Annotated in this window: 17 protein-coding genes; 1 reads left to right on the forward strand and 16 read right to left on the reverse strand. The window is 38.7% G+C overall.

Going from position 1 to position 18,313, the window contains the following annotated elements; all coding sequences use genetic code 11:
- Positions 1–7: 7 nt before the first annotated feature.
- The 5 genes from BUA56_RS16335 to rfbB all read right to left on the reverse strand — a co-directional run bounded on the left by BUA56_RS16335 (position 8) and on the right by rfbB (position 4,750).
- Positions 8–1,282 (reverse strand): ABC transporter ATP-binding protein, encoded by a 1,275-nt coding sequence (locus tag BUA56_RS16335; protein WP_072853656.1) that lies wholly within the window; start codon positions 1,280–1,282, stop codon positions 8–10.
- An 8-nt stretch (positions 1,283–1,290) separates the two neighbouring features.
- On the reverse strand, positions 1,291–2,082 hold the full coding sequence (locus BUA56_RS16340; protein WP_072853658.1) for an ABC transporter permease: 792 nt from the start codon (positions 2,080–2,082) through the stop codon (positions 1,291–1,293).
- Between the two features lie 16 nt (positions 2,083–2,098).
- The gene (rfbC, locus tag BUA56_RS16345) at positions 2,099–2,650 is read right to left on the reverse strand and encodes a dTDP-4-dehydrorhamnose 3,5-epimerase (RefSeq protein WP_072853660.1); all 552 of its coding nucleotides are present in this window, start codon (positions 2,648–2,650) and stop codon (positions 2,099–2,101) included.
- A gap of 68 nt (positions 2,651–2,718) precedes the next feature.
- Entirely contained in the window at positions 2,719–3,588 is an 870-nt protein-coding gene (gene rfbA, locus BUA56_RS16350; protein WP_072853662.1) for a glucose-1-phosphate thymidylyltransferase RfbA, read from the reverse strand.
- An 85-nt stretch (positions 3,589–3,673) separates the two neighbouring features.
- Positions 3,674–4,750 (reverse strand): dTDP-glucose 4,6-dehydratase, encoded by a 1,077-nt coding sequence (rfbB, locus tag BUA56_RS16355; protein ID WP_072853663.1) that lies wholly within the window; start codon positions 4,748–4,750, stop codon positions 3,674–3,676.
- A 175-nt stretch (positions 4,751–4,925) separates the two neighbouring features.
- On the opposite strand from rfbB, the gene BUA56_RS16360 reads away from it, so the two are divergent.
- The gene (locus BUA56_RS16360; protein WP_072853665.1) at positions 4,926–5,816 is read left to right on the forward strand and encodes a ComEC/Rec2 family competence protein; all 891 of its coding nucleotides are present in this window, start codon (positions 4,926–4,928) and stop codon (positions 5,814–5,816) included.
- Between the two features lie 134 nt (positions 5,817–5,950).
- On the opposite strand, the gene BUA56_RS16365 is transcribed toward BUA56_RS16360, so the two are convergent.
- The 11 genes from BUA56_RS16365 to BUA56_RS16415 all read right to left on the reverse strand — a co-directional run bounded on the left by BUA56_RS16365 (position 5,951) and on the right by BUA56_RS16415 (position 18,313).
- A complete protein-coding gene (locus tag BUA56_RS16365) occupies positions 5,951–7,282 on the reverse strand; it encodes a M18 family aminopeptidase (protein ID WP_139249500.1) in 1,332 nt (443 codons plus the stop codon).
- Positions 7,283–7,309: 27 nt separating this feature from the next.
- Positions 7,310–8,713: an APC family permease gene (locus tag BUA56_RS16370; protein WP_072853669.1), complete on the reverse strand. Its 1,404-nt coding sequence runs from the start codon at positions 8,711–8,713 to the stop codon at positions 7,310–7,312.
- A gap of 270 nt (positions 8,714–8,983) precedes the next feature.
- Entirely contained in the window at positions 8,984–10,069 is a 1,086-nt protein-coding gene (locus BUA56_RS16375; RefSeq protein WP_072853671.1) for an NAD-dependent epimerase/dehydratase family protein, read from the reverse strand.
- 15 nt (positions 10,070–10,084) lie between these two features.
- Positions 10,085–10,807 (reverse strand): IspD/TarI family cytidylyltransferase, encoded by a 723-nt coding sequence (locus BUA56_RS16380; protein WP_072853673.1) that lies wholly within the window; start codon positions 10,805–10,807, stop codon positions 10,085–10,087.
- An 18-nt stretch (positions 10,808–10,825) separates the two neighbouring features.
- On the reverse strand, positions 10,826–11,608 hold the full coding sequence (locus BUA56_RS16385) for a hypothetical protein (RefSeq protein ID WP_072853675.1): 783 nt from the start codon (positions 11,606–11,608) through the stop codon (positions 10,826–10,828).
- 1 nt (position 11,609) lies between these two features.
- Positions 11,610–12,662 carry a DUF6077 domain-containing protein gene (locus BUA56_RS16390; RefSeq protein WP_072853677.1) on the reverse strand — a complete coding sequence of 351 codons (1,053 nt, stop codon included), beginning with the start codon at positions 12,660–12,662 and terminating at the stop codon, positions 11,610–11,612.
- A gap of 18 nt (positions 12,663–12,680) precedes the next feature.
- On the reverse strand, positions 12,681–13,655 hold the full coding sequence (locus BUA56_RS16395) for a glycosyltransferase family 2 protein (protein WP_072853678.1): 975 nt from the start codon (positions 13,653–13,655) through the stop codon (positions 12,681–12,683).
- Between the two features lie 2 nt (positions 13,656–13,657).
- Positions 13,658–14,653, reverse strand: coding sequence for a glycosyltransferase family 2 protein (locus BUA56_RS16400; protein WP_072853680.1), 996 nt, complete (start codon positions 14,651–14,653; stop codon positions 13,658–13,660).
- Between the two features lie 18 nt (positions 14,654–14,671).
- Positions 14,672–15,778 (reverse strand): UDP-galactopyranose mutase, encoded by a 1,107-nt coding sequence (gene glf, locus BUA56_RS16405; protein ID WP_072853682.1) that lies wholly within the window; start codon positions 15,776–15,778, stop codon positions 14,672–14,674.
- On the reverse strand, positions 15,765–17,129 hold the full coding sequence (locus BUA56_RS16410; protein ID WP_072853684.1) for an O-antigen ligase family protein: 1,365 nt from the start codon (positions 17,127–17,129) through the stop codon (positions 15,765–15,767). The genes glf and BUA56_RS16410 overlap by 14 nt, the downstream gene beginning before the upstream one ends.
- An 11-nt stretch (positions 17,130–17,140) precedes the next feature.
- Positions 17,141–18,313, reverse strand: coding sequence for a CDP-glycerol glycerophosphotransferase family protein (locus tag BUA56_RS16415; RefSeq protein ID WP_084068031.1), 1,173 nt, complete (start codon positions 18,311–18,313; stop codon positions 17,141–17,143).

An 18,313-nucleotide genomic window follows, 5' to 3' on the forward strand; every position in this document is an offset into this window, starting at 1 on the left:
TCCTGTTTTATTTTTCATAGGTAACGCTGGAATTCATGTCATAGTAGCCAATGGTATTTTTGGCAGAGAATACCTCCAAAAAGCAGGCATCATACAAACGATTATACACAACAAGGCTGTCCAGCTCATATCCTGTGCACCCGAAGGAGATCAGATACTGTCCTCCCTGAAGGTCAATTCTCTGTTCAAATACCGCTGTAGCCGTAGTTCCTTTTTTGCCTGTTGACAGGTTATTATCCTCTAATGCAGTATTTGTCCCGGTAATCTCTGTCCCCTTCCTGTCCTTTATGGTAATGGCAAAGATAGGATTTTGAACAGTATCGTGGAAAAACACTTTCATTTTAATCTTGCATCTGCTTCCTTTGTCTATGGTGGATGTGATCATCCCTTTTTCATCAACAATGGCAAAGTCTACAATTTCTGCTTTTTTCTCCCCATAGTCTATCACCTGAGGATTGGTGACCAGCTTTTCCTTCCAGATTTCCTCGGGCTTATTCTCAGCGGCGCTTACTTCCTGTGAAGGCTCCACAGGCCCGTTCTCATCGTACTGGTTCGCCAAAATTTTTTTATAAATATCGATAACCTCCGATGATTTGCCCACAGCAATCTGTTTGCCGTGGTGAATCAGAAGACTTCTGTCACAGTATTTCAGAACACTGTTTAGATCATGGGACACAAACACAATTGTTTTGCCTTTTTCTTTAAACTCATTGAATTTTCGGTAACATTTCGCCTGGAAGAAGATATCCCCCACACTCAACGCCTCATCCACAATCAAAATATCTGGCTCTACATTAATAGCCACAGCGAAGGCCAGACGGGCAAACATACCGCTGGAATAAGTTTTCACCGGCTGCTGAATAAAATCTCCAATTTCTGCAAAGTCTATGATGTCGTCTATCTTCTTATCCATATCCGCCTCTGAGAAGCCCATCATCGTTCCGTTCAGATAGATGTTTTCAATTCCGGTGTATTCCATGTTGAATCCGGCTCCCAGCTCCAGCAAGGCACTGATTTTTCCATTTACGGTCACACTCCCCTCCGTAGGATTGAGAACACCTGTGACAATCTTCAGAAGGGTAGATTTACCAGAACCATTGGTACCGATGATTCCCACACATTCTCCCTCATGAACCGTCAATGAAATATCCTCCAGAGCAAAGTGATCCCTGTGATAGTTTTTGTGGGTAAAAGACAGGGACTCTCTCAACCGATCCGTAGGTTTGTCAAAGAGCTTATATACTTTTCTAACATTCTTTATTTCTACTGCAATATTTTTCATGTTTCCTCCTATAAGACATCTGAGAAGTGAACCCTCAGCTTTTTAAAGGTTTTGAATCCCAGAATCCCGAACAAAATGGTTACTACCCAGAAATAAATTCCCATAGTCCCATGGTGCCAGAACCAGATTCCATTCATATAGGAGTCACGGTATCCCTGCACAATATAATACACAGGGTTCAGCTTCAAAAAAAACTGTATCTTAGTTGGGATTAAAGATATATCATACATAATAGGGCAAAGCCACATCCCAATCTGCAGTGCAATGCTTACCATTTGATAAAAATCTCTGAAAAATGGCACGATGGCACAGGTAAAAAAGCTCAGACCGATGGCCAGGCACAGCGTACAGAACATATAATAAACAATCTGGACAAACTGTATCGGCGGTATCTTCCCCATAATGACAAACAGCAGCACGCCAAAGCAAATAAAAAAGATATGCACAAATATTGCAGATAACACTTTAACAATAGGCAGGATACTGATTTTAAACACTACTTTTTTCACAAGATAACTATATTCCAACAGACAGTTCGTAGCACTTAACAGCGCCTCTGAGAAGAAAAACCAGGGGATAATGCCTGATACCAGCTGCAGTACATACGGATATCCTGTATCTGTCGGCTGCGCCTTAAACCCTACCTGGAATACAAAGACATAGATTAATACGGTAACAATTGGCTGAACAAAAGCCCAGAAGATTCCAAAATATGAACCGGAGTATTTGGTTTTGAAATCATTTTTTGCAAGTTTCCATATGAGTTTCCTGTTCGCCAACAGTTCTCTAAACATGTTCATGTAATTTTCTCCTTACCTATTTCTCAAAATCCTGTAATCCGCCCCATGTTTGGTCCTTTTCAGAAATAGTTAATTCCATTCCCTCCGGAATCGGCCACGCAATCCCTATTTGGGGATCGTTCCAGATAATCCCCCCTTCGTCGTTGGGATGATAAAAATCTGTACATTTGTAAGCGAACTCTGCAACCTCAGAGAGCACCAGAAAGCCATGGGCAAAGTCTTTCGGAATAAAAAACAGCTTTTTATTCTCTGCCGAGAGGAGTTCCCCATGCCACTTTCCGAACGTGGGAGAGCCTTTCCGCAAATCCACAGCCACATCGTATACCTCACCTCTGACTACCCGAACAATCTTATCCTGTGGATAATGAATCTGAAAGTGAAGCCCCCTAAGAACCCCCTTTTTGGAACAGGACTGATTATCCTGTACAAAGGGCATATCAATTCCGGCTTCTTTGAAATCATTATAGTTATAGGTTTCCATAAAATAACCGCGTTCATCCCCGAAAACCGCAGGTTCGATCACTCTCAGCCCCTCAATTTCACAGGTTGTTACTTTTATTTTTCCCATCTTTCGTTAACCTCGTTTTATCAATTATTGTCAAACCAAACTACCCGGTGTTTCTTCCCGAAATAACGCTACAGGCCTTCCGCCACTTCCATCAGATACTGACCATATGCAGTCTTTAAAAGCGGCTGCGCCAGATGAATCAGCTGCTCCCGGTTAATAAACCCGCGTTTATATGCAATTTCCTCTATACAGGAGATGTAGAGCCCCTGACGTTTCTGAAACGCCGAAACAAAATCCGCGGCATCCAAAAGAGAGTCATGATTCCCTGTATCCAGCCATGCAAATCCCCTTCCCAGAGTCTCTACCTGCAGGGTACCTCTCCTCAGATATTCATTGTTAACACTGGTAATTTCGATCTCGCCCCTGGCTGAAGGCTTCACATTTTTCGCAATCTCAACTACATCGTTATCATAAAAATAGAGTCCTGGAACTGCATAGTTGGACTTTGGATGCTCCGGCTTTTCCTCAATAGAAAGAGCCCTGCCGCTTTCATCAAATTCTACAACCCCATATTCCCGGGGGTCTCTGACATAATAGCCGAAGATGGTTGCACCCTTTTCACGCCCCGCAGCCTGCTGAAGCACTTTGGAAAAACTCTGGCCGTAAAAAATGTTATCCCCCAGAACCAGTGCCACATTGTCTGATCCGATAAATTTCTCCCCTACAAGAAAGGCGTCTGCAAGTCCCCTGGGAGACTCCTGAACTGCGTATGACATATGCAGCCCCAGCTGTTCTCCCGTCCCAAACAGCTCTTCGAATACCGGAAGATCTCTTGGTGTGGAGATTATCAGAATCTCCCGGATACCGGCCAGCATTAGCGTGGACAGGGGATAGTAAATCATGGGTTTATCATAAACAGGCATAATCTGCTTAGAGATTGCTTTTGTTAAAGGATACAGCCTGGTACCGGAACCTCCGGCTAATATAATACCTTTCACTTTATAAATACCTCCTGTAATCTTGTTTTTAAACACAACAATTGACCCGTCAGAAGATGCCGTGACGAGCCAACTGCCCTGTTATTTATTGATACATTTCCTCATAATACTTCTGGTAGTCCCCGCTGGTAACACGTTTCATCCAGTCTTCATGTTCAAAGAACCACTGAATCGTCAGACGTATTCCGTCCTCGAACTTAGTCTCAGGATACCAGCCAATCTCTTCCTTTATCTTATCCGGTGCGATGGCATACCTTCTGTCATGGCCCTTCCGGTCTTCCACATAGGTTATCAGTTCTTTACTCACCAGCTTCTTCCTGGGATCTCCCTCCGGCAGCATATCCTGGAGCGTATCCAGAATAATATGAATAATTTCAATGTTCTGCTTTTCGTTGTGTCCCCCGATATTATATGTCTCAAAAAGCCTCCCCTTTTCCTGCACCATGTCTATTCCTTTCGCATGGTCCTCTACATAAAGCCAGTCACGGACATTTTTTCCGTCCCCGTAGACCGGCAGTTTTTTGCCGTGAAGAGCATTATTGATGATAAGAGGAATCAGCTTTTCCGGGAACTGGTAGGGCCCGTAGTTATTGCTGCAGTTTGTGATATTAGCCGGAAATTTATAGGTATCCATATAAGATTTCACCAGCATGTCTGAGGATGCTTTACTTGCAGAGTATGGGCTGTGCGGATCGTAGGGCGTTGTCTCATAGAAAAACTCATCCTCATTCTCCAGTGAACCGTATACCTCGTCAGTGGATACATGCAGAAAACGCTTATCCTCTTTATATGAACCATCGGGAAGTTCCCAGGCGGCCTTGGCAGCATTGAGCATTACCAATGTCCCCAGCACGTTTGTTTTTACAAAGACATCCGGATTTTTAATACTTCTGTCCACATGGCTTTCCGCCGCGAAATGAACCACCCTGTCAACATCATTCTCCTCAAAAATTCTGTTGATCGCCTCACTGTCGCAGATGTCTGCTTTTATAAATGTATAATTATCCCTGTCTTCAACATCCTTTAAGTTCTCCAGGTTGCCGGCATATGTCAGCTTGTCTACATTTATAATTCGGATCGCATCATCATATTTTTTTAACATATAATGGATATAGTTAGAACCGATAAAGCCTGCTCCCCCAGTAACTACATATGTTTTCATTGGTTTAATTTCCTCCGTAAATTCTCGTTTAAAATTGCACACTGCTTATTATTATAGCATTTACCGTGCTATGTTTCAAGATTTTATATTTTATGCAGATAGTACCTTTGATTATCTTTTTCTGGCCATTTTACAAAACATGTATTAAAATATTACTGAAAGGAAGGTACTACAAATGAAGAAAAAGTATATTGGATTCATAATCTGTCTTATACTTATATGTGCTGTTATGTTCGCCAGTTACAGAAGATTTCAATCTTCTCACACAACTTGGACCATCACACAATATGGAGACAATGACGGAAAAAACCAAATGTTTTATACCATCGAGTCTTCTGCAGGAGGACTTGTAGTAGTTGACGGCGGATGGACTGATAATGAAGAAAATGTAAGAGAGGCAATTGCAGAAAAAGGAAATTCCGTTGATGCCTGGATTCTTACCCACCCTCATCCAGATCATATAGGCGCCTTTAACCAAGTCTACGCCAACCCACAGGGAATTACTATTAAAGAAATCTATACGATTGCTCTGGATTACCAAGCGTATGAAAAAAAGGCCCAGGAATGGGATGATATTAACACCTATAAAACCTTCTTGGATTTGACGAAAGGAACTGACAGCCTGAAATATCTTCATACCGGTGACAGCTTTTCTTTGCTTGGTCTAACTGTAAATGTATTCAGCGCATACGATGACCATGTAGATCAGGTAACCAATGATCTGTGCAACGATGGATCACTCATGTTCAAGATCAATGGAAAAGAGGAAAGCATGCTTTTCTGTTCCGATGTGGGCGCTGTTATGAGTGACGAAATTATCGCAGCGTATGGTTCTCAGCTCAAAACAGATTACATACAGATGGGACACCATGGAAACGGAGGATTAAGCGAAGAGTTTTATAAGCTCACCCAGCCGAAAGCAGCTTTCTTTGATGCCCCAGACTGGCTTATGAATAATACCAATGGCGGCACATATAATACACCTGAAAAACGGGATCTTATGGCAAATATGTCAGCTGAAATTTATTATTATGCAACCGCACCCAATACGATATATCTAAAGTAAACAATAAAATCTGATGGAGACATTTAGAACTATCGATAATTTATAATTTTCTGGTACCTGCGTTCTCGATCGCTTTAACAGCCAGATGGCAGGGATTACTCAACAGGCATCCCTGTCATCTTCTGTGTTATTCTCTACCTCCTAATGCAAAATCTCCCAGCCCCTTGCTGAACAATACTTAGGCCAAAAAACTCTCTGGCCACCTTAACTAAATAGAATGCATCCTTCACTCCTCCAGTCTCATACGGAGAGTGCATTGCCAATTGAGCCAAACCAATATCTACAGTGTTCATAGCAGTTTGATTGTTTGCTATATTTCCAAGGGTTGAGCCTCCTGCGATATCGGAGCGGTTAGTAAATACCTGACAGGGGACATCTATCTCTTTGCAGAGTGTCTTGAATACGGCAGTTGCCACCCCATCTGTGGTATATTTTTGGTTTGCATTATACTTGAGTACAATTCCTCCGTTTAAATACGGCCGATTAACAGGATCCGCTTTATCTCCATGATTTGGATGCACTCCGTGAGCATTGTCTGCAGAGAGCATAAAACTTGACGCTAGAGCCATATAGTATTGTTCTTCACTTCTGCCCAGACTCCTATTAATTCGCATCAGTGTGTCCTTTAAAAAGGTAGACGCCGCACCCTGCTTTGTCCCGCTTCCTACTTCCTCATTGTCCAGTACACAGTGTACCGGAACACTCTCCCCATCTTCCGCAGTCAGAAACCCCCGGAAGGACGAAAATGCACATTCCAGATCGTCCAGCCTCCCGCTTGAGATATACTCCTCCCCGGCGCCCCAGAAAGTGCCCTTCACTCTGTTGTACAAAAAGAGATCGTGTCCCAGTATATCCTCTTCGCTAACTTCTGCGGCATCTGCAATTATCTTCATCAGACTCCCATTTGCAGTCTCATCCCCCAGTACAGGAAGCATATCTGTCTGTGGATTATACTTGTATCCGTCGTTTACTTCTCTGTTCATATGAATTGCAAGATTGGGGATCATCACCAGATCCCTTTCTACATTTACTAATCTGGTTGCAATCTCTCCCCCTTCATTCACCAAAATCCGTCCCGCAATGGACAGAGGACGGTCAAACCAGGGAGCACAGAGCATCCCGCCGTATTTTTCTACATTCAGCTTCGTATAGTGTTTTTCCGCCTCCATCTCCGGATTCTCTTTGATTTTAAAAGTAGGGGAATCGCTGTGGCTTGCCATAATCTGGTACCCTATATAGTTTCTGCGGGGAATTCTGAAGGCAATCAGGGAGGATTCATTTCTAGCCACATAATACTTCCCCCCCTCCTTCAGTTCCCAGGACTCACTCTCCAAAAGTTCCTCATACCCTTCTGTATGCAAAACCTCTTTCATATTTTTTACTACGTGAAAACATGTGGGACTCTTCCCTATAAACTCCAGGAGTTCCTCCGCAGTTCTGCGGTACTCACAATTTTTTTCTGTCATTTCTATCCTCTCCTTTTCCATCAAAAATTATAACCGCTCCCTTTTCGCCAGATACGGCATAACAAAGCCCAGACCCACCAAAAGGAAGGGGGTAACAATATTTAATACCAGTTGAAAGGAATCCTCTGAATAGATCCCTCCCACGCAGGCCGCGGCAGTAAATAAAAAGCACCATCCGCCCAGCAGAATTCCCAACGTCTTACTTTTTACAAAGCGGTACTCAGCGGGAAAATCCTCCTGCGACTTTTTCAGGGCAATGTATCCCACAAATACCCAAAGGTACCTAAGGGGCATACAGACAGAGTTAACCTTTATCAGCCAGCGAATCAGTACATCCACGCTGCCAATCCCCAGTGCAGGCACAATAATTAAAACTGCCACAATAATCATAACCAATTTATGTCCATTTGTATATGCCCCATTTGCATTTTGAACAAACATTTTTTTAGGAATAAACTCGTCGTCCGCACTTCCTAAAAGCATTCTTAAGGGGGCATCAATGGATAACACCATAACGGAGAATTGACCGATTAGATTTGTAAGCGCATAAAAAATCACAAAAAAGTTCCCTGCATGGTAATAACCTCCAAGCTTCTGAAATGCATAATACGCGCCGTTGGTCATCAGATCATCCGGGATATGGCGGGAATCAAACATCATTCCCATAGCAATGGTTCCTAGAATTGCACAGACTGCCACCATAACAGCCAAAGCTATCATACCTTTGGAAAAATCTCTGGAGGGATCCTTCATTTTGTTTACATAAGGGGAAATTTTCTCGCATCCCCCAACCGCAAATACTAATATGGACAATCCCGTAAAAAATTTCATATCAAATGCAGGAAGAAATGTGTCCCAATCCCAGTGTATATTCACAAGCGACGCATCTGTAATAAGGGGGGCTGCCATCATAAGCAGTATATACAGCAGAGACATTACAAACATGGCAGTTCCGGCAAGGGTTGCCAGTGTCTTCAAAATTCGGATCCCTTTTGAGGCAATATACATGGCAAATAAAAAAACACCAAGGCAGATGCCCTGGAGGACTAATGTATTCATTTGACTTGCCCGGTTGTCCTGAAACAGTGCCCAGCTTCCTGCAATCAGGGCGGCACTGGGTTTTTGAGAAATATAAGGCATATGGACAATCCAGTACGTCCATCCGGCATAATATGCCATTTTAGGACCAATAGTCTCCCATATCCAGGAGCTTACCCCTCCGCTGGAGAATTTAAAGGCAGAACCCAGCTCTCCAACCATCAGTGCATAGGGGATAAAATAAATAATGAAGATCAGCAGCCATGAGACGATTGCCTTCAGGCCTCCGTACTCCGCGAAGCCGTTGATCACATTGCCGAAGCTCCAGACTGTGGAGAAGGCCATGAAGGCAAGGCTGTGCCACAGAATCTTTTTTGAAGTTTTCTGTTTCATAATGGGATATTCCTCCTGTAGATAGTCATTCGTTTTAGCTTTACGCATAATTACATTTTACTTAAGATATTTCCCTTTATAATAGGAAATTATCCACTAAATACCAAGTAACTTTATATATGCACTACTAAAGATACGAAAAACTGTCCCGAAACATACTAAAAAAAGATTCTATGTCTCCTTGTGGCAAAGCCCTCCGCTGCCTGACGGTATTCACAATTGTGAACTGACATCTTACCTAAAACTAGTATAAATGATGATGCTGAGATATTATATTTCTTTTTGCTTTTCTGCTATGATTAAACTGGAAATCATTCTCTGATATGCTTCCTCCAGGTCTATCTCTGCACACCATCCTAATTCATTCATCTTTTCAGCACTTAAATGTACATGTGTCTCAGGCGCATAACCATATGTCATAGAATCATTAGGTATATCAAAAATAACCTTTGATTTACCATTGCCAAACTTACCTGCAACTAACTCCGCCATGTTTTTAATGGAGATACAAGATTTTTCATTGGTCAAATTATATGACTGACCGCTCTTGCCCTTAAGCATTAAAATAATAAGTCCATAAAGACAGTCCCTAGTATAGCAATAATTCCCCCATGATTCTCCTGAGGTATGCAATACTATATCTTTGCCATTAATTACACTTCTAGCAAACTGAGCAAATACTCGGTTTTCACTCTTCCCGATACCTGCACCAAAGGTTTGAGCCAAACGGGCAATTTTTATTGGAACATGGTACTCTTTATGATAGCAGGCACACAGACACTCTGCTATCCTTTTTCCCTCTGAGTAACTGCTTCTAACACTCAAGATATCAATATATCCTAAATCGTCTTCTTCTACTTTTTCTTTTTCATTATCATTTCTGCCGTATACTTCCATTGACGATAAATAAACAGCAGAACGCACCTTCTTCTTTCTGGCCAGCTCCAAAACATTTCTTGTTCCTATATATGCCAAATCGAGAGTTTCTGCAGGATTAGTAATAAAATACTTTGAGGATGTTATACTGGCTGTATGCAATACATAATCCAGCTCCTCTTCTATAACTATTTCACTGCATAAATCGACTTCCTTTATAAGTAAATTATTATTTGGTAAAAAATCTTTAAAAACACTACATGCCTTTTCCTTGCTTCTAACCCCTGCTATCACCTGTATATTCGTGTTGTGCAGATTATTTGCCAACAAAAGTGTCTTTATAAACAGAGACCCAATCAAACCTGTTCCGCCGGTAACAAACACAGTAGTTCCATACAGTTCGGTCATTGGCAATATTTTTTCAACACACCAGCACAAATCTTCATATAATACTTTGTCCTCTAATTCCAGATGCTTCATAAATTATAGCCCTCTTTATACACCAAATAACTGTGCACTTTCCTTCGCTTCTGATAACGCCCTAAACGTATAAAAATCCATAGGAGTTGTAATTTTAATATTTTCTACAGGTCCAACAATACTAGTAAGGCTATGACCATAATAGCGCATTAAAGATGCTGAATCTATAAATGCATCCTGCTTTTCACTGATTGCACGTTTATGGGCATTAAGCAGTTCTCCCAAATAAAAGCTTTGTGGTGCCCTGGCAACAGCACAGCTATTACGATCAACAATATTAGTAATTTTAGAGTCCCTATCAACACTAACTATTGTCTCATTAGCAGGAGCAATAGTAATAGCTGAACCGTTTTCATGCACACACTTAATAGAATCTGTTATTGTTTTACTATCTATCAAGGGTCTTACCCCATCATGCACCAGTACTACAGCATCTTCACCATAATTAATTTTTGCAGCACACAAAGCATTATATATTGATTCCTGACCTGTTTTACCCCCAGGAACAACGGCTGCAACTTTGTGAATATCATACCTCTTAATCAACCTTTCCAGAAAGGGTATCCATTCTTCAACGCAGGCAATCACAATGCCATCGATTTCTGCATGGTTTTCAAAATGCTCCAGCGTATAGATAATGATTTCCTTTTCATGAAGTTTCAAAAACTGTTTCGGCAGCGCTTTGCTGTTCATTCTCCTGCCTATACCCCCGGCAAATATAATGCCTACATTTTTCATTTATCTTCACCTCACTGTTTATATTTCTGTTTCTCTGAATATAATATAGTTTTCAGTTTCATTTAGATATTCAAACGAATAATCCGAGATACTCTCTGAAATAGTGCTGGTTCTTCTCAATACAATATAGTTGCACTTAACCATTTTACTGCTTTCTGCCAACGCAGCTGGATCCTCAAAACTATTATTCATTACGTCATACAGTATACCGGCTTCCGGTGTATCAACTTGACCATCTTTTTCTGTTTCCCTTCCATATGCCAATTTAATGCTGCCATTATATTGTCTAATATAACTGGTCAATGAGTTAGGTACTACCATTTTTATATAGCCGCCCTCTGCGTCATCCAAAACAATATCACAAATCTCGATCACTTCTTGTGGGAGTTTATAATAATTTGTGGTATTTTTAAAAAGCTCATTATGATACATTGAGTTTCCACATATACCGATTAAAACAACAGCCACTACTATCCAAATCCCTTTCAGAAAACTTTGTTTGATTTGGGAGAAAATAAGGGTAAATACATACGCAATCACCAAAACTATAGGTAAGAGCCAAAACATACGCCAATATACATCTCTGCCAATGCAATAATCCATTATAATTTTTGCGGTCAACGGACATGCATATATTATAAGTATTCCAATAGAATAAAGTAGAAAAAAATCTTTCTCCCTTCGCCTGCCTTTTCTCATAATTATAAGCAAAAGCAAAGAGATAAGAAAAAGGTAAAAAATGCAACCCTCTCCCTTATACATTAAAAATGAACTTTTTATATGTTGAATGATTTCATGCATATTAAATTCCTTTCAATTTAATGAACAAATAAATAGTACTCAACACAAAACCTGGAATACAGCAAAGACCGCATCGAATTAAGATTCGGATGTTTCTATAATATATTGCCCCTGCAATTCCTACACACCCTATCATTATAACTGATAATATAATTCCCATAGAGGAACATAGACTTGCAGCCAGACACCCGATTATCAAAAGTCTCCAAGTAAACTTGAATTCTGCCTTCCACGACTCCATACAAAATAGAAAAATAGCAGGCAAAATACACGCCGCAAGTACAGCCTTGCCCTGCCAGATCCTTATCAATAAAAATGTGGAGGATGTGTATACAGAATAGTAGCCATACATATTGAGCATTGTGAGCAAAAATAAACATATACCTTGCTCAAGTTTTTTGTTTTTAAACAGCATCTTAGAAAACAAATAATATACGATGTAACTAAGGAAAATAAATACAACAGGGAAAACTGTATGTGCTACTATCGTTGGATGAATATGGGAAAACTTGCTGACAGCGGCAAGCAGAACAGGAAAAGGCGACAATACATAACGATAAGGAAATGCCTCCAGGAGTTCTCCTGTATAGGAGTTATATTGATACATTGTATTTGTTTCCAGCGTTGTAGTAGCTGTAGCAACATAAAAGGCATCATCATCGTCTATGTGCATGTAGGCCGTGAGTACAAATATTTGAAGCAGGATAACAATAATTGCTGGGATATAGTACCAATTACTAGCTTTAAGATTTGCTCCTAAATATTTAATATCAGATAATATAGCCTCTTTATTTCTAAAAACGGAATACACCACAATAAGCAGTAAACATCCTGCAAATAAATAATACAGAAAACGAAAATCCATCTGTAAAAAAATCAAAGGTATGGATATAATTTGAAAAGCTGCCATGCATCCAATAAATCCTAACATCACCTTATATAAAAGATTTTTTTTGCTATTGTATGCAGGTGCCACAGAAACCAAAAACACCCCCGTTATATAAGAAACAAAAAATATGCAAACCACCAAAAACACACTTTTTAACACAATCATTCTCTATAGTCTCCTGCACTAATTAACCCACTGACTTTTTTCCCACTGTCTTAAAGACAATTTTTTATATAATGGAATACTTACTTGGAATATGGCCATAGCTATTTTTCTCTTTGAAGAAATATAAGGGTTCCTTATTATTTTTAATATATTTCTTCTAAAAAATCGGACTAACACCTGATACTCCGGCCCTCCCTCGAAATTCCCATCCAAAAAAAGCAGATCTAATAGCTGCGCATGGGTCCATGCTAACCTAAAAAACATTTCTTTGTCTAATCTAGGAAAATATGTATCCACAATATGTTTAAATACATAGTTAGCCTCTATCAGATACATATTTTCTTTCTTAAATTTAGTAGTAATACTTCCTGCCCTATGAATATAGTGGTATTTATCGACTGTACTAATAACCACTTTATTAACTTTTTCTATCCACAAAGCGATAAAAAAGCAATCCTCATGTATCTTTCCTTCTTCATAGCGTAATCCTTCTATCAAATCACGCTTTACCATTTTATCACTCATAGAAAAGCCAACACCATCATTCAAAAGCATACGCCTAAAAGTTTCTTCAGCATCACATACGTATACTTCCCCTTTTTTGTCATTTTCCTCTGAGCGGTTAGCAAATATCTGATATTTACTGCAAGTAGCTACGTCCGCATCATACTTTTGAATATTTGTATATAAATACTCTATCATGTCCAAATCAACGTAGTCGTCGCTGTCCACGGAAGCAATATATTTGCCTCTCGCTTCATCCATACCTTTGTTGCGTGCGGCACTGACACCTTTGTTAGGCTGGTGGAATACCCTTATTCTGTTATCCTTATCAGCATATGCATCACATATTTTTCCACTATTATCACTTGATCCATCATCGACTAATATAATATCCAGCTCCTGATAGGTTTGATTAATAATTGAGTCCAGACATTTTTCAAGGTATTTTTCTGTATTATAAACCGGTACAATTACTGTAATTAAATCCATCCTTATCTCCTCAGTATATGGATTAACCATATTTTAAATTTTATAAGTGTATAGCACCCAAAAGCACTTTTCAGTCTAAGTGTTAACCGCAATAACCAGAAGTATATCCCAAAACTTTTTTTATTTTTTGCAATCTCATAGTAACCGCCTTCATTTTCCATTGTTCTAAAAATACCGCGGAACATTTTGTAGTCTTTAACAAGATCGCTTTCTATAAATTTCGAAACTTGATGAGATAAATTTTTATAGTAGTAATTAGTGACATTTGGAAAATCCACTTTTTTATCTATCATAAACTTTTCGATGCTTTTCATATCGTTGCCTAAGGCCATTTCTAACATATAGGTACTCTTACTTAATGATACTGAAGATTCTATTTTATATATATAAAGGCATTCATTTACACATTCAACACTTTTTGTTGACATCATATATCTAATATTGAATTCCAGGTCCTCCCCTTGGGCCTTCTCTTCATTAAAAAAATACGCAATCTTAGATCTCCTATATAACTTATTCCACGGGGATGCAAAACAGCCATTTACAAATATAGATTTTAGCTTTTCTTCATATGTGCTGATCTTTTGTTCCTCAGTCCCCAAGGGGAACTGATAACTAGTCTCTCCATTGCCCTTGCTCTCATACCCACATACTACCAGCTCACTTTCCGTAGCCTCCATTTTCTCAACCATTCTCTCACAGAAAGTCTCTTTCACCACGTCATCAGAATCGACGAACATAATATATTTTCCTTTAGCCATACGCAGGCCATAATTACGAGCTGACGACACACCGCCATTTGGCTTAGTAATTACCTTGATCCTTTTGTCTTCTTCAGCCATTTTTTTACACTGTTGTGCAGTATGATCCTTAGAGCCATCATCAACAATTATAATATCCAAATCTTTGTATGTCTGTGCTTGTACACTTTTTATGCACGCAGTGATTACGGCTTCGGCATTGTATGCAGGTATTATTATACTTACACACTCTTTCATTCATCTTTCTCCTTATAATTATAATATATTCTCTGCTAATTCCATTGCCGTTTCTATCGTTTTATCCATATCAAAATACTTGTACTCTCCCAATCTGCCGCCAAAATAAAGCCTGCTTTCCCCTTTCGCCAGCTCTTGATACCGTTCATACAAAATACTATTTTTCTCATCATTCACCGGATAGTAGGGTTCCATTCCTGATTTCCACTTTGTAGGATATTCTCTCGTAATGATTGTCTTCGGAATGTCTAAAAGTCTGGTGCCCTCAAAATGCTTATGCTCAATCACACGTGTAAAAGGAGTGTCCTTATCAGTAAAATTCATAACCGCCACCCCTTGGTAATTATTAACAGATTCCTCGCTGCTCTCGAATCTCAAACTTCTGTATTCCAATTCTCCATAGCAGAAATCAAAATAAGCATCAATCATTCCTGTATAAATAATATTTTCAGCTTTGCCCTTCCATCTCTTCCTGTCCTTATTAAAATCTATATTACATAACACATCGGCTTTTTCAAAAAGCCGAGTCATTAATTGGTTATATCCGCCATAAGGAATTCCCTGATAAATGTCATTAAAATAATTATTATTATAAGTATAACGCACTGGTATTCTTTTAATAATAAATGAAGGAAGTTCTTTACAGTCTCTTCCCCATTGTTTTTCTGTGTATCCTTTGATTAATTTTTCGTAAATATCCTCTCCCACCAGTTGTAATGCCTGTTGTTCCAGATTTTCAGGTATTCCCTGAAATTTGGAACACTGTTTGCTTATAATTTCTTTTGCTTCCTCTGGTTTGGTTATTCCCCACATTTTGCTGAATGTATTCATATTAAAAGGCAGATTATAAATTTCTCCTTTATAATTTGCAACTGGAGAATTAATAAACGGCCGTATCTCAACTAAATCACAAATAAAATCCCACACTTTTTTATTGTTCGTATGAAATATATGTGCCCCATATTCATGTATAGGAATTTGTTCCAAAGTTCTACAACGTAAGTTTCCGCCTATTTCAGTTCTTTTCTCTAACACAAGACATCTTTTCCCTTTTTGTGCAGCCAGATAGGCAAAAACGCCGGAATATAAACCACTCCCTACTAATAAATAATCATACTGATACATGTTCTTCACCTTCATAAAAAATCAAGTAGCCACAAATAGTCCAAAAAATAAAGCATATATTAGAGGTTGAAAAAATAATTCTGGATTCCAAACAATCTCCCAGCATAAGTGCAAATATCAACCCCATAAGAATTTTCTTTTCAGTATTCTGTCCAGTAAAAAGGTATTTTATAAAACTCCAGACTACTATAACCAGGAATACCAAAAACACTGCTGCACCCATAACCCCCGATGAAACCAGAGTCGTAATGTACACATTATGCATACTCCCATTTCTCACTGCCTGGGCTGTGCCTTTATCGAGATATCCCTTTACATCTTCATACACGTTATGTAATCCAACTCCAAATATCGGAGATGTCTTCCATACTTTAACACCGGCCTTCCAAATACCTATTCTCCCGTTACTTAAATTATCTGCATTATCTTCTTCAAAATTTTCAATTCTTGCAAGTTTGACTCTTACATCTTCCTCTTTTTGCTTTTGGCTATCAGAACTATTTAATGCAATATAAGTGTTAGGGATAATTACTACAACGTTTTTAACTATAGGTACACTCACCAGCAATATAGCAACGATACAAACCAGCTTACCGATATTCAATAAAAACGGCTTTTTACCCTTCACAAAAAATTTTTCTTTACCTATAAGTACAAAAACTATAAATATAATTATAAATGCAAAAAAAGATAATAACGCACTTCTGGACTGTGTTAATATAAGATAAATATATTCTATTACTATACTTACCACATAAAATTTCTTTTTATTCTCCTTATATAAAAATAAGGAAAACGCTATAGCAATTAAGGCATTCATGCCCCCAATATTGGGATTAAATAACCCCCACAACCTATTCTCATACAGTCCATAATGTTGAATCCCTGTGTCGGTCTCATAAAATCCTACAATATTAAAGCAAAACATTACTAATGCTATTACTGCAAAGACAAATGTAGCGAAGACATTTAACTTCATAAAAATACTAATATACTTTTTGGAAGTTATTTTATCTCTGTGCTGAAAAACGTTAAAAAACAGCAGCAAAGTCACTAGGAAATACGCATAACTAAAAATATTACTGGATAACTTATTATGATAATTAACTAAAATCGTTATTCCATATGACACACAAAGTAAAAATAGAAGTCCTGAATATTTGTTTAAATAATTCCTATAGTTTTTGCAAAAATATACTGCTAACAAAATACAGGCCCATACAAGAGCCAGCTTTCTAAACACCCCGGTGTACTCTCTCAAAAATGGAGGGGCACCGACATAAACAACTAGCAACATAAATAGTAATGCATAAAATGGTTCTTTTACATACCCCTTTAATTTATTAATCATTATTTCCCTCTCTATTTTATATAACCTAATTTTCTCAGTAATCTAAATGATGCTTCGCCAGTTTCACAATTTCCAAGCTGATGAAAATGTTTCTCGATCTTTTCTATATTTCTGCTTTCATCAAATGATTGGATGCAATCTGTTAATTCTTCCATTGATTTTGCTGCAGGATACGGCCAAGTCTCCACCGGTGTATAAAAGTTTCTTTCCTCTTTATAAGCTTCTATGTCAGGAGTAAAGAGAAAGCCTGCTTTTTTTGTCAAGGCATAGTCCCACATACTAGAAGAAAAATCAGTAATAAGTACATCTATAGCAGCTAAAAGTTCCTGCATATCCGGATAGTCACCTGCATTAATAACACCTGTGTGCTCCCTACCCTGTACTGCATGGTGCATTCTTTCCATCACTATCCAATTTCCGCCAAACCTTTTTTGGAGGGCTGCCTTTAGTCTTACATAATCCAACTCCATATTAAAAGAAGCTGTATTAAAATCCCCCCGATATGTCGGAGCAAACAGTACGATTTTATCACGGCAGCCTAAATTATAATATTCTCTAATTTTCTTATTCAACTCTGTTAAATTCCCATTCACCAGTTTATCATTTCTGGGCATTCCAACTTCTAAAAACTTTTCCCTTTTTACTTGTTGCGCAGAGGACATAATATCTGAAAACTTTTTGTTTGAAGACAAGAAAAAATCAATAATACTGCCGCCATATCTGTCTATCTTGTCCTGCAATTCATTTATAGAAGCATCCTTTCCTGCACGTTTATAGGCTCCGCCTCCATGCCATGTGTTAACATAAGTTTGGGAAGCTCTTTTAGGCAATAAACTTCCGCACGGAAGCCCCATATTATAAATTACAAGTTTGGCAGAAAGGATATATTTAAAATAAGCAAAGCTTTTAGACGTTATCAATTCTATTTTTCCTTTCATTGCCTCCGGAATATACACATCTGCTCTATCATTTACTATCCAAATATATTTATATGCACCATCTAAGTTCTGGAGCATATAACGGCAGATATACATTGGATTACATGAAATATTCCTGCCCGCATATGAGCAAAAAACCACTTCACGATCATTGACCTTCCGCAGCCAAAAAAGTTTAAGTATCTGCCGTATACAGCAGATTAAAAAATATTTAAAATTGTTCATATTGCTTCGTTCTCCAGACAT

This window comes from Lactonifactor longoviformis DSM 17459 (assembly GCF_900129135.1).
Taxonomy (GTDB): Bacteria; Bacillota; Clostridia; order Lachnospirales; family Lachnospiraceae; genus Lactonifactor; species Lactonifactor longoviformis.

Coding starts and splice junctions, on each gene's coding strand:
- BUA56_RS16335 (WP_072853656.1), bottom strand. CDS start 1,282: ATGAAAAATATTGCAGTAGAAATAAAGAATGTTAGAAAAGTATATAAG.
- BUA56_RS16340 (WP_072853658.1), bottom strand. CDS start 2,082: ATGAACATGTTTAGAGAACTGTTGGCGAACAGGAAACTCATATGGAAA.
- rfbC (WP_072853660.1), bottom strand. CDS start 2,650: ATGGGAAAAATAAAAGTAACAACCTGTGAAATTGAGGGGCTGAGAGTG.
- rfbB (WP_072853663.1), bottom strand. CDS start 4,750: ATGAAAACATATGTAGTTACTGGGGGAGCAGGCTTTATCGGTTCTAAC.
- BUA56_RS16360 (WP_072853665.1), top strand. CDS start 4,926: ATGAAGAAAAAGTATATTGGATTCATAATCTGTCTTATACTTATATGT.
- BUA56_RS16365 (WP_139249500.1), bottom strand. CDS start 7,282: ATGACAGAAAAAAATTGTGAGTACCGCAGAACTGCGGAGGAACTCCTG.
- BUA56_RS16370 (WP_072853669.1), bottom strand. CDS start 8,713: ATGAAACAGAAAACTTCAAAAAAGATTCTGTGGCACAGCCTTGCCTTC.
- BUA56_RS16375 (WP_072853671.1), bottom strand. CDS start 10,069: ATGAAGCATCTGGAATTAGAGGACAAAGTATTATATGAAGATTTGTGC.
- BUA56_RS16380 (WP_072853673.1), bottom strand. CDS start 10,807: ATGAAAAATGTAGGCATTATATTTGCCGGGGGTATAGGCAGGAGAATG.
- BUA56_RS16385 (WP_072853675.1), bottom strand. CDS start 11,608: ATGCATGAAATCATTCAACATATAAAAAGTTCATTTTTAATGTATAAG.
- BUA56_RS16390 (WP_072853677.1), bottom strand. CDS start 12,662: ATGATTGTGTTAAAAAGTGTGTTTTTGGTGGTTTGCATATTTTTTGTT.
- BUA56_RS16395 (WP_072853678.1), bottom strand. CDS start 13,655: ATGGATTTAATTACAGTAATTGTACCGGTTTATAATACAGAAAAATAC.
- BUA56_RS16400 (WP_072853680.1), bottom strand. CDS start 14,653: ATGAAAGAGTGTGTAAGTATAATAATACCTGCATACAATGCCGAAGCC.
- glf (WP_072853682.1), bottom strand. CDS start 15,778: ATGTATCAGTATGATTATTTATTAGTAGGGAGTGGTTTATATTCCGGC.
- BUA56_RS16410 (WP_072853684.1), bottom strand. CDS start 17,129: ATGATTAATAAATTAAAGGGGTATGTAAAAGAACCATTTTATGCATTA.
- BUA56_RS16415 (WP_084068031.1), bottom strand. CDS start 18,313: ATGTCTGGAGAACGAAGCAATATGAACAATTTTAAATATTTTTTAATC.